Origin of the sequence: Citrobacter sp. Cb080, assembly GCF_030334745.1 — a bacterium.
GTDB classification, from domain to species: Bacteria; Pseudomonadota; Gammaproteobacteria; order Enterobacterales; family Enterobacteriaceae; genus Citrobacter; species Citrobacter braakii.
On sequence record NZ_JAOWDG010000073.1, the window covers coordinates 20,845 to 35,760 of the forward strand.

The following is a 14,916-nucleotide window of genomic DNA, read 5'->3' on the forward strand; positions in this document are numbered from 1 at the left end:
ATGATTACATTCTCCAGCATCAAAGCCTCGGGTTGAGTTGAAAGGTATTTACATGCTGAATAATACCTGCAAGAAACAGTAGGGGAACCTCCTTGTAGTGGAAGTGTGATCTGTAACGAAAAATTGTATTTCTTTTATTTAATGACTTTTTAATTCTCGTTATGTAAATCGCATTTATTCATTAAATTAATTTAATGTTTCAGCGTCGCCAGAAACGCTATCGGTAGCCATACAGCATTGCTATTCTTTTTTTATCACCTCATTGATTAGTATGATTTACTCTTTTTGCTGGTTAATTTTGTTCTTTGATAAATGCTCCTTTATCATAATTGTGGTTTTAAATGAAATTTGCAATTTAATGTTTTTAAGAATTTTCTTAACGTGGCTAAGTGTGTATACTCGGTCCTGCAAGAAGCGCTTCTGTTATCATTAAAACTATAAGTATGTCCTTAACACCCGTATTACCTCTGCCCTGAATCTCTTCTCGGGGGAGAGGTTTTTTTTTGCCTGCATATTATTTAGCTTATCGTCATAAATAGAATTTTTAATATTATCGTTATTGATGTTAAACATTATTGATTACGACGATTTAGCTCTACTGACCCCTACGGCAATATTGAAATAGTATCAGCATGAATCTATTTCATAGTGAATAGTATAATTCTGGCTATGTTTATGTGGGTATTATATAGCTTTCCTTATAACTGCCTTTTTTTCAGCGCGATAGAAGTTTTTTGCTTTTGAGGTAATTGTGATTTTGTTCACGGATTTTAGTGCGCGAAGTGGCTATTTGTAGAGAGGTGCAAACGGTTGCATGTTGCTGATACAGTATTCGTTCATTAAAAAAATATAGCGATGGTATGTCTTATGCCAGTACAGAGTACAGGAATCTAAATGATTTCTATTACCTCATAGGTATAGGGATGCCGGTTATGACTTCTGTTAGCTTAACACCATGGGAAATAGCAGTAAAAACAGACAGGGAATATGATTTTATCAATCAGAAAGGAGTTTTTTAATCGCAGGTATAATCACTAACCTTTTTATCTTCCTTTATATAAATCGTTGTCGTAATGCCCATAAAATCAGCGTTCTGGGATGAGCGCTGATTTTATTTGGTTCTCAGATTACTTACCCCACGCTGCATGCAGAACACCTCTCGCAGTACCTCATAAATGATACATTAAAGGATCTCCTGGAATGGATATTGTTGAACGCTTTATTAACTACACGAAAATCAATACCACAACATCAAGGGAAAACGGCGCTAATGGGATAATGCCTTCTTCTCCTGGTCAAATGGAACTGGCAAAACTGCTTGCAGCAGAACTTGAAGCATTAGGAATGGAAAACATTGAGGTCAGGGATACCGCTATAGTGACGGCAACCTTACCTGCAAATACTGATGACACGATCCCGGTGGTCTCTTTTTTTGGTCATCTGGATACCAGTGCGGAACAGACGGCAGACACCAAAGCACAGCGTCTGCATTATCACGGCGGGGATTTATGCCTGAACAAAGAGCTGAATATTTACCTGCGCGAAAGTGAATTTCCGGAACTGAAAAATTATATCGGTGATGACCTGCTGGTGACCGACGGGACCAGTCTGTTGGGCGCTGATGATAAAGCAGCCATCGCCGCGATTATGAATGCTCTTGAGTATCTGGTCGCACACCCGGAAATTAAACACGGGCCGGTAAAAGTGGGTTTTGTCCCGGATGAGGAACAGGGCTTGCGTGGCGCAAAAGCGTTTGATGTTGCCGCGTTTGGTGCTGATTTTGGCTATACCCTGGATTGCTGCGGTATCGGTGAGTTTGTTTACGAGAACTGGAATGCGGGCGATGCGGAAATCATCTTTACCGGCCAGTCCGCACACCCGATGTCGGCCAAAGGTAAGTTAAAGAATTCGCTGCTGATGGCGCATAAGTTTATTGCCATGCTCCCAGGGGGAGAAGCGCCTGAATATACGGAAGGGCGCGAAGGGTATTACTGGGTAAAACAGCTACAGGGTAACAGTGCACGCACGGTACTTAAGCTGGATATCCGCGATTTCAGTGAAGAAGGTTATAAGGCGCGTATGGCGTTTATTCGCCAGCTTGCCGTCAGCACCTGTGCCCTGTGGGGGGAAAACAGCGTGGTCTGTCATTTAGCCGATCGCTACGCGAATGTGTTGAACAGTTTGCAGGGGGATGCTCACTACCCGATTGATATTGCATTCCGCGCGTATCAGAAATGCGGCATAACGCCCGCACCTGTCGCCATGCGTGGCGGGTATGATGGCGCGGTACTGTCGCAGAAAGGATTGCCGTGCCCGAATATTTTTACCGGTGCTCATAACTTCCATTCAATTTATGAGTATCTGCCGGTGCGTTCTCTGCGGGCTGCCAGTGATGTGGTGGTGGCGGTGATTGAGGAAACTTATACTGAGTTCGCGCAGCGGAGAGCTCAGTCATGATTCAGGTGTTAATCGCACTTCTGGTGATCGTGGTGGTCGCGCGTCTGATTCTGAAAGGTTACCGTGCTGAACCGGTGCTCTTCATTGCGGGCTTAGTCTTGATGATTTGCACCGCGTTAACCGGATGGGGTTCCGTATTACCGAAGGGGGTTGCCAGTACGGGAATTTCCTTTCTCGATCCTTTCGAGGTAATGCGCGATCTCTTCAGCACGCGCGCCGCCGATCTCGGCCTGATGATCATGGCGTTAATGGGATTTGCGCATTACATGGATCATATCGGCGCAAATGAGGCGGTCGTGCGGGTAGTAACGAAACCCTTACGGGCGCTGCGTTCACCCTATGTGCTCCTCTTTTTCTCCTACCTGCTCGCCAGCCTCCTGCAGTTGGCCATTCCTTCTGCAACCGGGCTTGCCGTGTTGCTGATGGGGACGATGTTCCCCATTATGCTGGGGTTAGGGCTCTCAGCGGCCTCGGCTGCCGGGGTCATTGCTACTTCGCTTGGCGTGGCTTACACCCCGACGGCAATCGATGCTATCAGGGGCTCTAAAGCAGTGAATATGGATGTAGTGGAATATGTTGTTTACCACCAGGGACCCGCCGCGCTGGCAACGGTTCTGGTTGTCGGCGTGTGCCATTTTTTCTGGCAGCGGCATTGCGACCGTAAAGCAGGGACGTTACCGCGGGAAATCGGTAGCGCAGAAGTGACTGATTCAGGAAAATCCCCGGCTTTTTACGCGCTGCTCCCCATGCTTCCGATACTGATGGCAGTAGGATCATCCGAAATGTTCGTCAGGGGTATCAACCTGAATATTATCACCATTGTCCTCATTTCAATGACCATCTGTATGCTGATTGAATGGCTGCGGGTGCGTGATTTAAAGTCGGTATGCGAAGGTTTCAGCCATTTCCTGAAAGGAATGGGCACTGCGTTTACCGGTGTGGTTGGACTGTTGGTTGCGGCAGGGGTTTTTGCTCACGGAATTAAAGTCATCGGTGCGATCGATCAGCTCATTCTGATGGCCGAACACGTGGGATTACCGCCGTTTGCCATGGCGGTAGTATTTGCGCTGGTGACGCTGGCCGCGGCTATCATTATGGGGTCGGGGAATGCGCCATTCCTCGCCTTCGTTGAGCTCATCCCGCAAATTGCCGCCAGTATGGGCGCTAACGCCGTTGCCATGATCCTGCCGATGCAGCAGGCATCGCATATGGGACGGGTAATTTCACCGGTATCCGGCGTCGTGATTGCCGTTTCCAGCGGAGCGAAAATAACCCCATTCGATGTGGTGAAGCGTACCGCCGTACCGCTGATTGTGGGGTTCGTTACTCACACCCTGATCATCGGTATTTTCTATTAACCGTTCCAGCGACAAGCCAACTTCCGGTTCATTAAATCCGGATGTTGGCTTTTTGAATTAGGCGAAATTTAAAAGCGTTAATATTACTGATACCTGTATAAAAAAGCCTGGCCTGCTGCTGTGAGGCTGTCTGTTGCTCAGCGGAGGATAAAATGCGATTCCATTAGGATGTTTAATGGCTGTTTAACGTTGGAATGGGTGTTTGTCTGGGGTGTCTGGTCAAAACTATTAGGACACTTCTTCTAATCAGCAATTTTTGAAGTTTTATGATGATCATATTTTTAACAGTAGGTGGAATTGATAACCTGTGAGTATTATTAGTTTTTATCTTTATCGTATAATTCTTATTATTTATCGCTGAGCCATCCGGGCATCAATGATTAATAAGAGTGATGTGTTAAGTTTGCAATTTTATTACATAGGGATAAATTAATCTGGATCATATTTTGATGTTTTTAGTTGTAGTATTTTTTAAAATGAAATAATGCAAGGTTTACATGTAATAATGATTTATTTGGGCAGGTTTAAGTGGTAAGGGATTCAGGAAAAGTTAGTACGTTACGACACCATTATCAGGATGACCTGGAAGCGTTTACCTGGAGTGCATTGGTAGCAATTGGTATCGCAATACGGGACCGTAAGATTCATTCTAAAATGTCAGAGCATCTTTTTATTATGCAATGGCTGGCCATCGCTAAAAAAAGAAAGCTCTTCTCAAGGAACGTAATCAATGAACTTCAATGGCTAATTGATGAAGGCAAGAAAAAAAGCCTCAATGCACAACTTAAATTTAAAATAGAATATCTATACTCGACTTCGAGTGGCGATGTATCGATGCAAAACGACTATTTTAAGTTTACTCATACGATTGAGGTGTTGAGAAATAATGGCTGGGAAAGCTTTCTGCTTACGCCAGAGAAATGGCGAGATCTGCATGAAAAGATTAAGGTAAGAGAAGGTAATTTTATTTTTATGGATGACACTCGGCTGCAGGCGTGTTTTGGCGTGCAGGGTGAGATTGTCAAACCCTTCTGTATCCGGGTATATGGCGATGTTGAGTTTGCAAAGTTAACGTTCATTAAACATAACCTTCCGGCTGAATTTGTAAAACACGTTTCAAATGAGTTTTATCACTTCCATTTTCTTCTGGTAAGTAATGCTTAACTGACAATGTGGACAATGTGCTGTTAATGCAAAGAATAGATTGATCGACTTGTAAATTTATCGGATAGAAACCACGCGCCAAGGACAGCGAATGTTTACTCGAAAGTTAGTGATTGCCAACGAATGGATAAGGTTGTCTGATATTCCAGACAGTGTGTCCATTTCTTTTCGGGGCGTTCTCGAGATAACTGAAAGTACAGGTGTGCCAGACGCCAGCACGCCGTTGTTACGTTTAGAAAATGAAATGGCACCGATCACCGTCGATTCGTTGTCCTGGGTGCGGGTGCCTGTCGATAGTCAGAAAGACATTACCGTTTATATCCATAAATAATATTAATGTTGAATAGTTTTGGCCTTATTTTTGCCAATGTTAGAGGGCTGCTGTTTATCGCAGTATGTCCCCCTGAGTAATTAATTTATTATGTGAGAATGAATGCGGAAACTTTCTAATAATTAACCATTTTACAGGTTAAGGTATTGCGTGATGTGTCGATAACAATTAAGTCGTAGAGGATTTTTATTGTTATGGAGATGTTTAAATGTTAAAGAATATGAGAATTAAAACCAGCCTGTTATTATTACTGTTGTTATTTACCTTCATGCAGTTCTTTTCCAATGGATTTGAGTTAGTTGATCTCAAAGGAAATCAAAAAAATACGTTATTACTACATAACATCATTAAGGAGCAGGATACCCTGCATAAGGTCGTTGAGGCTGTTTATAAAGTCAGAAGCGTTCGTGATAATATTCAACAACATAATGCGACCGATGCCCGACAGACAGTGAATCAAATGCAAGAGCAGATGGCGTATGCCAGAAAACAGTTCGATATTTTCTGGGGTATTCCTGGATTGACGGCTGACGATCCGCAAATCGGTAAAGTCATCAGAACGGCTTTTGAGCAACAAATGAATGCTGAGCAAAAGTCTATTGATACATTAAATCAGACGCTTTCCAGCAACAGTATTATTAATGCACAAGAAAATGCTAATGCGGAACTGCTCGCGGCTCGCAAAAATTTCGATAACGAAGTGACGAATTATTACAAATCAACAATGCTGATTGGTGAGAAGATCGTTGCACAAACACACGTTCAGTTTAATACCTCGATCCTGAAAGTATCCGTGATCCTGGTCATTACGGTACTTATCTTCTTTATCTGTAATTTCTGGTTGAACCGGACCATCATTCAGCCTTTAAAAATCGTTTCTGAGCATTTTGCGCGGATTGGTAAAGGCGATCTCAGCCATCCTGTTAAGGTGTCGGGTAACAATGAAATCGGCGTACTGTGCTTAAATTTGCATAATATGCAAAAAGGCCTGCGGGAGACTGTCAGCACTATTCGCGATGGCGTTGAGTCTATTAATATCGGTATGCAGGAAATTGCTTCCGGTAATTCCGATTTATCAACCAGAACGGAACAGCAGGCTGCGGCAGTCGTTGAAACGGCGGCCAGTATGGAGCAGATTTCAGTCACAACAAAAAATAATACTGATAAGTCACATCAGGCATCCGTCATGACCAGCGAAAGCACGGAAATGGCATTGCGTGGCGAGCGTTTAATGAGTGATATGGTTGAGAAAATTCACCTGATCAGCCGTAATGCGCAAGGCGTGAACGAAATATCCAATGTTATTGATAGTATTGCTTTTCAAACCAATATCCTGGCATTAAACGCGGCGGTGGAAGCCGCACGCGCTGGTGAGTCCGGGCGTGGGTTTGCCGTTGTGGCGAGTGAAGTTCGAACGCTTGCTCAGCGCAGCGCCTCCTCGGCGAAAGAAATCAGTGAATTGGTTGCCAAAGCGGCAATTAGCGTTAAGGAAGGGGTAGAGATTGCCGAAAACAGTGGCGCCATGATGGCGGATATTGCGAAGGCAATACGCAACATTAATGTCTTAATGGAAGATATCTCCGGAGCCTCGGGGGAACAGAGTCGCGGCATCGAACAGATCCGGGTTGCGGTAACGCAAATGGAGCAAGTGACTCAGCAAAACGCCTCGCTGGTTGAGGAGATAGCCGCCACGACAGGCAGTGTGGAAGAGCAGTCGGCAATGCTATCCCAGGCTGTGGCGGTGTTCCAGGTGGAGGAAAACCAGCCTTCAGCATAATAAATAGAGTACAAACTCGGCGGGTATCGAGGTGCGTTTGACGTGCCCGTTTATGACAGTGAGAAAGGTTGAGCTGCACACGGCTCACAGACCGCAGTTCATCAGGTGTCAATGTTGCCTGATGAGCTGCGTGAGAAAAATATCGGGAATGACGTTCTCCAACGCGATTTGAAATCGCATACGTCATGTTGATAATAATTCTCATTATTATTGTTGTGTTGTACAGGTAATGGTAATGTTGCTTCAGTTATCAACCGTTAATCCCATTTCCTGTGCAGAAGACAGCATGAACAACACCACCGCCCTGAATACGTCCAGACGCGTAGCCCGCACCTTCTCCGTCAGCGAGTTTATGGATTTTGGTGAGCGTTACGGGATCGATTACCGCTTTCCCCTGCTGGCGCAAAAGCCGGATTTGTCGTCTTGCAGCCCCGTTCTGCAGGGGGAGGTTGAGGAGATGACGCTCCCCTGCGGGATGTGTGTCACGCACTCTGATGTGCAGGTGCTACAACCCTACGAAACCACCTCCCGCCACAGCAGTCCTCTGTATATGCTGGTGGTTCTGGAAGGCTGCGTCATCCTGACGCTCAACGGGCAGGAGCATGTGGTGCGTTCCGGGATGGCGTTTAGCTCACGCCTGAGCGAGCATCAGACGATGCGTGCCCGCCATCATGCTGACTGCAAACTGCGCACGTTATCGCTCGGTCTGTATCCCGACGGCGCGTGGCGCACGGGGTTGCTCGAATCGTTGATGCGTGAGTGGGAAAGATGCGAAACGCCGACGCTTATCTGGCAGGTGCCGGGGTTTTTACTCAGCGGCCTGCAGTATGCGCAGCGGAGCACGATCGGCCATGTTTCTCGCCAACTGATGCTGGAAGGGCTGATATTACAACTGTTCGGCCATGGCCTCAGCGTGTGTCAGGTTGAGAGTGGCAAGCGGCTTGCGGCAAGCGGTGAACAGCAGCGGCTGGAGGTCGTTCGTCGTCTTCTGGAGCAGAGTCCCGAGAATGACTACACCCTCAATGCCCTGGCCCAACGCGCGGCGATGAGCCCCAGCAGCCTGCGCAGCAAGTTCCGTGCGGCCTATGGCTGTTCCGTCTTTGACTACCTGCGTGATTGCCGTCTTGAACGCGCGCGCGGCTATTTACTGGAAGGATACAGCGTACAGCAGGCGGCCTGGATGTCGGGTTATCAACATGCTACCAACTTCTCTACCGCATTTCGGCGTCGTTACGGCTTTTCGCCTGGCGATGTGCTCAAACTTTGCTAATCCATTTTTACGTTTTTCGCACGTGCCTTCCCGACAATTTGGCACTGCGCATAGGCAACCTGGCATCCTGCATAGCTATCTCCGTTAGCAAAAAGGTAATAATTCTCACTTACAATTAGACATGCCTTTGGAGATATTCATGTTCGCGAAGACTCGGTTGGCGCTATTGGTGGGATGGGTGACCGGTAGCGTGGCTTTTCCACTGCTGGCGCAGGAAACAACAAAAAACGATACGGTGGTTGTCACCTCGCAAATGCAAAGCGGGGCCACGAAGCTCGCCACGCCGGATCTTGAAACGCCTCAGTCGGTATCGATCATTACCCGTGAACAGTTTGAAGAGCAGGGCGCAACCAGCGTGCGCCAGGCCGTAAGCTATACGCCGGGGGTGTACAGCAATCAGATTGGTGCCTCCAACCGCTTTGACTATATTGTGCTGCGTGGTTTCTCGGATGGTAGCCTGGACAACGTCTATCTCGATGGCCTGAAGATGATGGGGGACACCAACTCACACAGCTCGCTGGTGGTCGATCCGTGGTTCCTCGAAGATATCGAAGTGGTACGCGGCCCGGCTTCCGTACTGTATGGCCGTTCTTCTCCGGGCGGTATTGTCGCGCTGACATCACGTAAGCCGTCGTTTGATGCCGGCGGAGAAGTGAAACTGTTTGCTGGCAACAATAACCAGCGCGGCGCGGCGTTTGACGTCACTGGGGCGCTGGATGATAACGATCGCGTGGCGGCACGACTGAGTGGAATGACGCGTTACGCGGACTCGCAGTTTGGCCCATTGAAGGAAGAACGTTATGCGCTGATGCCCAGCCTGACCTGGCGCATCACCGACCAGACGCGTCTGGATCTGATGGCTTATCTGCACCGTGACCCGGAAGGCGGAAGCCACTCCGGTCTGCCGTATGACGGCACCGTGGTTCCACATTACGGGCAAAAGATCTCCAACACCTTTTACGAAGGCGAGGATGATTACGACAAATACGATCGCCGTGAAAACATGGTGGGCTACAACGTTGAGCACCTGTTTGATAACGGCTGGTCGGTGCGGCAAAAACTGCGCTACCTGCATACCGACGTTGAGCTGAATCAGGTGTATGCGGCGGGCTGGCTGAATGAAACCGAGCTTAACCGCGGCTACTCCGGCTCCGATGAAAAAATGTCAGCGATTACGCTGGATAACCAACTCGACGGCAGCTTTGATACCTGGCAGGTCAACCACCGTGTGCTGGTGGGGATCGACTATCAGGATCGCAGCAACAATACCACCGGTTACTACGGTGCATTCCCGCCGATTGACGCCTTTAACCCGGTATACGGCGCGCAGCCTGATTACATCAACATGTATGCGCGTGAGAAGCACAAGCTGCGCCAGACAGGCTACTATTTGCAGGATCAGATGTCATGGGATCGCTGGCGTATTACGCTCGGCGGTCGCTACGATCAGGTCAGCGTTTCTAACATTGATAAGATCAACGATACCCGCAGCGATCTGGACAAAAACAACTTCAGCACCCGTGCTGCGCTGCTCTATTTGTTCGATAACGGCTTTGCGCCGTATGTGAGTTATTCCACCGCCTTTACGCCAACCAGCTTTGCCGATGAGAACGGCAATTTGCTGGATCCGATGAAAGGCAAGCAGTGGGAAGCCGGGCTGAAATATGAGCCGGAAGGACTCAACAGTCAGTTCAGCGCGTCGGTATTCCGTATCAATCAGACGAATATCGCCACCAAAGAAGAGCCGACCGATCCGTACCGCTCGATTGGGGAAATTGAGTCTGAAGGGGTGGAGCTGGAGGCCATTAGCCAATTGACGGAGAGCTTCCGTCTGCAGGCGGCGTATACCTATACCGACATTCGCTATAAGAAAAGCAGCCCGGAAGAGCAGGGTAAGCGCGCAGTGTACGCGCCGCGTAACCAGGCCAGTACCTGGCTGAGCTACGATGTGAAAAGCGGTTCGCTGGATGGCCTGACGCTGGGCTCAGGCGTGCGTTATGTCAACGGTATTGCCAGCGATCGCCTGAATACTCACACTCTGCCGTCCTACACGCTGGTGGATATGGCAATTGGCTACGACTTAACGAATATCGGTATTAAAGGGTTGAGCGCTCAGTTGAACGTCAACAACCTGACCGACAAGCGCTACGTTGCAGCTTGTAATTCGCTCTCATACTGCTACTTCGGTGCCGAGCGCAGCATTGTCGGCAGCGTTTCATGGAAGTTCTGAGTATCGTTTTTTAGCCGGATGGCGGCGCTGGCGTCTTATCAAGCCTACAGATGCGTGCAAATTGTAGGCCTGATAAGCGCAGCGCCATCAGGCTGGGGGATTGCGGTTATTGTGTAAAACCGTTTTGCATACAAATCTGCGCGCTGGTTCTCAGGGTAAAGGCGACTTTGTCTGGGTACTGGCTGTAATAGTTATGCTCTTCTTCCAACCCTTTCGCCTGCGCCAGACGTACCGTTTCCAGCGAGCAGGTACGGTAGATCAGGTCTTTATTCATATTGGTCTGCTTTTCACGCTGTTTATCTGCGGACAGCGCCAGCCAGCTCTCGGACAGCGAGTAATCGTAGACCACCCGGTTTCCTTTCGCCTGCACATTTTCAATGGTAATGAATTCGTCGATTTTCAGTCTTGGCTGCCCACGCATTTTTTTCTTATCTTCTGCTGCGGCATATTGGGCCAGCGCATTAATATCCATGCCTGCTATTTTCTGTTTATAGATATCGACATAAGCGGCGGGCTGCTGATAACGCTGAGCGTAAGCGTTTCTTAATTCTCCATCGCTTACCGTACAACCCGCCAGAAACAGAGGTAAAAGCAGCGCCAGTTTTATTTTAGTCATGATGTTATCCCGTTCATTATTGTGGTCCCAGTCGCCCATAACATAATAAAAAAATGATTACGGGTGATATTTAAGGTTGTATAAACGGGGGCACGATGACACAAGTGCAATAGTCTTAAAATGGCGTTACAGGCAGGAAACCCTGCCAGAATTGGCAGGGGTTTTGAGCATACTGGTAAAGCATTAATGGCCGATCATTTTTGCTTTCGGGATCAACTGGAAATACAGGTGGTCCGGTACCGGCGTATCCCAGACATTGGCATAAACCGCGTAACCAATGGTGGCAAACAGAATCCCCAGCACCAGTATTGTCATGGCAATACCCGACAGTGCCGTTTGTCGCCATAACGCTTTACCGCTGCCTTTTGCACCCGGCGGTGTCTGCAGGGAAAAGCTCAATGTTGAAGCCACCGGGCAGGATTCAACACAGGTCATGCAGCCAGTGCATTCCACAGTACGCACCTGAATCAGTCTGTCGACCGGGATTTTCGATGGGCAATTTTTCGCGCATTTCCCGCAATCAATGCAACTGTCGGCGTTGCGGCGGATTTTAAACGGCGAGAACAGCGAGAACAGACCAAGCAGTGCGCCGTAAGGACAAAGATAACGACACCAGGCGTTGCGAATAAACAGGCTCAGGAGACTGATAACCACCACGGAGATGAGCGTGGCGGAGCCAATATGGCGAAAGAAATCGAGCATCTTCACATCGATGATGATTCCATAGGCTGACGTCAGAAAGTACTGAATCCCCTGGGCGGGCATCGACAGGGCGATATACAAGAAAAACCCCAGCAGCAGATACTTCAGGCTGAGCAGCGGGATATCCAGCCAGCGCGGTAGCGTAAAGTTACGACCGAATAATTTTCTCCCCAGATTACCGAGCAGTTCGGAAAGCGTCCCCACTGGGCATAACCATGAACAGAAAGCTTTTTTTAACAACAGGCTAATCAGGATAAACGCAACTAACAGCAGCATAGAGGCGGCATGGATGGGCGGAAGAAAACCGGTCTCTAGCGTATAGCGGAAATTCATCAAACCCGCTATCGGCAGCCATCCCTCAATACCGCCGGGCCTTGGAATATAAACGCTGGTGCCGGCGGTTTCGAAATAGCGGACCCAATACCAGAACGCCACGCCAATATAAATATTGATAGCCAGCAGGAGAAACTGGGTGGCTTTTCGCCAGCTGCTGGCGTTGCGCCAGTCATTCCACGGCAGTTTGCCCCCGGTCGTGCCTGGGCGGCGCTGCCAGCGCGTTCTCATCTTCCCGTTCATGGTTTTATAGTATCCCTCATATTTCCCCTTCTGCATTCAGAAGGCGTCATCACCGGGATATGCTAGCGCTATTCAGATTTGGTGTATTTGATTTGCATCTTATTACGCGGCTGTTATTTTCTTCATGCCAATATGCCTGAAAAATAATAACAGCCCGATATTTATCACAGGTCAGATAAATACCCTGAACGGGGTATTTATTTCTCTGCAGGGCAACGATTATTCCTGATAAACCTCAACGCGGTCGCGGCCATTACTTTTCGCCAGATAAAGTGCGCGATCGGCTTTATCAACCAACTGTTTATAGTCGGGATGATAGTCATATTCGGCAATACCAATACTGACGGTAATAGAAAACGTTTCTGTCGCTGAGGCTGCCATGCGCATCTCGGCAATTTTCATACGCAGCGTTTCCAGAATAATACTGGCCTGTGTTTCATCTGACTCGACGAGCAGAATCATAAATTCTTCGCCACCGTAGCGGAATACGTAATCGCTGCTGCGGATATGATCGTAAATGACCGCCGCGACGTTTTTGAGCGTCAGATCGCCAGTATTATGCCCGAAGTTATCGTTAATTTGCTTGAAGTAGTCGATATCCAGCATCGCCAGGGTAAAAGGCTTACGCGTATGTAACGCCAGCGAGATCTCGCGCCGCATGATGGTCGGAATAAAGCGGCGATTAAGCAACTGGGTCAGCGAATCTTTACCATTTTCCTGCTTAACCAGCGCGTCGAACATTGAGGCGAGCAGGAAATGGATTTTTGCCGATAGCTGGCGTACATCCTGCAATAAGCTCATCCGCTCGGGTTCTGTCGGCTGATGCTGATGCGACAGGGTTGTTGTCAGACGACTGTCGATCTCTGCAATCAGTGATTCCATCTTATTCAGCAGATTGCTGTTGCCGAGGATATGTTTTCCCTTATGTGATAACCACATACCGAAGTCAGAATTCGCCAGAAACACCATCTCACCGAAAGGCATTCCGGTGGCGATGTTATAGATAAACTGGTTTTCCCAGTCGGTAAACGAACGGATTTGCCGCTCGCGCTCGACGTTAACGTCATCGTAAATAGTCTGTAGACGGTACTGCTCCTGCGTGTGCATAGAGTTTTGAAAACTGGGGGAATAGGAGACCGTCATGGCCTCCAGCGCAGTATCCATTGCCAGACTGCTGAAACAGATAGCATCGCTCAGCAGGGCGGGAGTGGAATCCACCTTTGTTTTTAACACCCTGTACAGCTCATCTTTCAGCTTGCGCGCGCCGCGGTTAACCAGATCGATGGGCAGGCCGATACGGGCATGCACCACACCAATTTTGCGCTGTTTGGCCAGCAGTTGTGAGAGATCTTCGTGGGCGCTGCCAAGTACGCTGCGCAGCCAGTCAAACATGCTGCCGCTGAGGCGGGTACTGACCTGTTCTGTATTGAGGAACAATGCGCTCTCCGCATGGGAGAGCATATAGTCATAAAAAACGGTTACTAAATGGCGGATCTCTTCATCGCTTAACGATGTCAGGAGTGTGTGAACTTCAGGCGATGTTTGACGTAACAGCGCCTGCCATTCTGTAAGGAGTAATGTGTCGTTTACCGGTTCAACCTGTTCCATCTTACTGCCACTCAACGTGCGATTAAAAATTCAGGCGGTATTACGGACAATTACCTCACGATGGTCAAGTTAAACTCTCTTATCGATGACTAATACCTTCATAAATAAGCCTGAGCGCGAAGACACCAATAATGGCGCCAATCACCCGGCTGGCAACCCGTTGGATTCGGCCATACGCACGGCGCACGGCGGGCAACGAAAACGCCTGGCTGAGAAAAATACGCCAGATAACGGAAGACAACACAATGCCGGCCCAGGCCATCAACCTGGCCCACGTTGGCGTGTCTGCGCTTAAGGTGACCGAGAAGATACTAATAAAAAACAGCACGGTTTGCGGATTAGATAAATCCGTTAATAACCCACGGCGGAAAAACACATACCAGGGGGCGGAAAGCGGCTGCTGTAGCGTTGGCATTTGCGGTGTCGCCTGATGCCGGATGCTGTTCCAGGCGAACCACAGCAGATAGGCGCCGCCGACAATCTTAATCAACGAAAAAATCTCCTCACACTGAGTGATAAGCGTCGCCATGCCAAAGAGCCCGAGGCCGGAGTAGAACGCATCGCCTAAGGCGACGCCCAGACCGGTTATCACGCCCGCGCGTCGCCCTGACGCCAGGCTGGTTTGCACCACCACAAACAGGTTCGCGCCGGGGTTAAAAAAAGTTAAAACAAACAGGCTGACGGTGAGTACGACGGCGTGCAGAGGTTCCATAGACAACAATTCCTCAGATTCTCATAAAGTTAACACTATAATTTCAGTGCGCTGCCTGTTCTGAGGATCAACTCACACTGGCTATTGAAACTTTGAACAGGTTGACGCGCTGCTA

11 protein-coding genes and 1 pseudogene are annotated in these 14,916 nt (G+C 48.5%); 8 read left to right on the forward strand and 4 right to left on the reverse strand.

All coding sequences use genetic code 11. The features are described 5' to 3' along the window. Positions 1-1,200: 1,200 nt before the first annotated feature. The 8 genes and pseudogenes from pepT to foxA all read left to right on the forward strand — a co-directional run bounded on the left by pepT (position 1,201) and on the right by foxA (position 10,587). On the forward strand, positions 1,201-2,457 hold the full coding sequence (gene pepT / locus OGV38_RS15440) for a peptidase T (RefSeq protein ID WP_016155790.1): 1,257 nt from the start codon (positions 1,201-1,203) through the stop codon (positions 2,455-2,457). Beyond that, entirely contained in the window at positions 2,454-3,815 is a 1,362-nt protein-coding gene (gene dcuC / locus OGV38_RS15445; RefSeq protein ID WP_286473888.1) for a C4-dicarboxylate transporter DcuC, read from the forward strand. The genes pepT and dcuC overlap by 4 nt, the downstream gene beginning before the upstream one ends. Before the next feature lie 528 nt (positions 3,816-4,343). Next, positions 4,344-4,979, forward strand: a complete 636-nt coding sequence (locus OGV38_RS15450; RefSeq protein WP_016151935.1) for a DUF2913 family protein — start codon at positions 4,344-4,346, stop codon at positions 4,977-4,979. A gap of 91 nt (positions 4,980-5,070) precedes the next feature. Beyond that, entirely contained in the window at positions 5,071-5,310 is a 240-nt protein-coding gene (locus OGV38_RS15455) for a hypothetical protein (RefSeq protein ID WP_016151936.1), read from the forward strand. A 220-nt stretch (positions 5,311-5,530) separates the two neighbouring features. Next, positions 5,531-6,295, forward strand: a pseudogene (locus OGV38_RS25135) (HAMP domain-containing protein); the annotation flags it as partial. 57 nt (positions 6,296-6,352) lie between these two features. Beyond that, the gene (locus OGV38_RS25140) at positions 6,353-7,087 is read left to right on the forward strand and encodes a methyl-accepting chemotaxis protein (protein WP_436968436.1); all 735 of its coding nucleotides are present in this window, start codon (positions 6,353-6,355) and stop codon (positions 7,085-7,087) included. A 286-nt stretch (positions 7,088-7,373) separates the two neighbouring features. Beyond that, entirely contained in the window at positions 7,374-8,357 is a 984-nt protein-coding gene (locus OGV38_RS15465) for a helix-turn-helix transcriptional regulator (protein ID WP_032931274.1), read from the forward strand. Between the two features lie 121 nt (positions 8,358-8,478). Continuing rightward, positions 8,479-10,587 (forward strand): ferrioxamine B receptor FoxA, encoded by a 2,109-nt coding sequence (foxA, locus tag OGV38_RS15470; RefSeq protein WP_269518785.1) that lies wholly within the window; start codon positions 8,479-8,481, stop codon positions 10,585-10,587. Between the two features lie 106 nt (positions 10,588-10,693). On the opposite strand, the gene OGV38_RS15475 is transcribed toward foxA, so the two are convergent. The 4 genes from OGV38_RS15475 to OGV38_RS15490 form a co-directional block, all read right to left on the reverse strand. Beyond that, positions 10,694-11,203: a hypothetical protein gene (locus OGV38_RS15475; protein ID WP_223307927.1), complete on the reverse strand. Its 510-nt coding sequence runs from the start codon at positions 11,201-11,203 to the stop codon at positions 10,694-10,696. 183 nt (positions 11,204-11,386) lie between these two features. Further along, complete coding sequence (locus tag OGV38_RS15480) at positions 11,387-12,481, reverse strand: 4Fe-4S binding protein (protein WP_047499123.1); 1,095 nt, start codon at positions 12,479-12,481, stop codon at positions 11,387-11,389. 219 nt (positions 12,482-12,700) lie between these two features. Next, entirely contained in the window at positions 12,701-14,089 is a 1,389-nt protein-coding gene (locus OGV38_RS15485; protein WP_286473897.1) for a diguanylate cyclase, read from the reverse strand. Between the two features lie 79 nt (positions 14,090-14,168). Continuing rightward, on the reverse strand, positions 14,169-14,801 hold the full coding sequence (locus OGV38_RS15490; protein WP_016151943.1) for a LysE family transporter: 633 nt from the start codon (positions 14,799-14,801) through the stop codon (positions 14,169-14,171). Positions 14,802-14,916 lie beyond the last annotated feature (115 nt).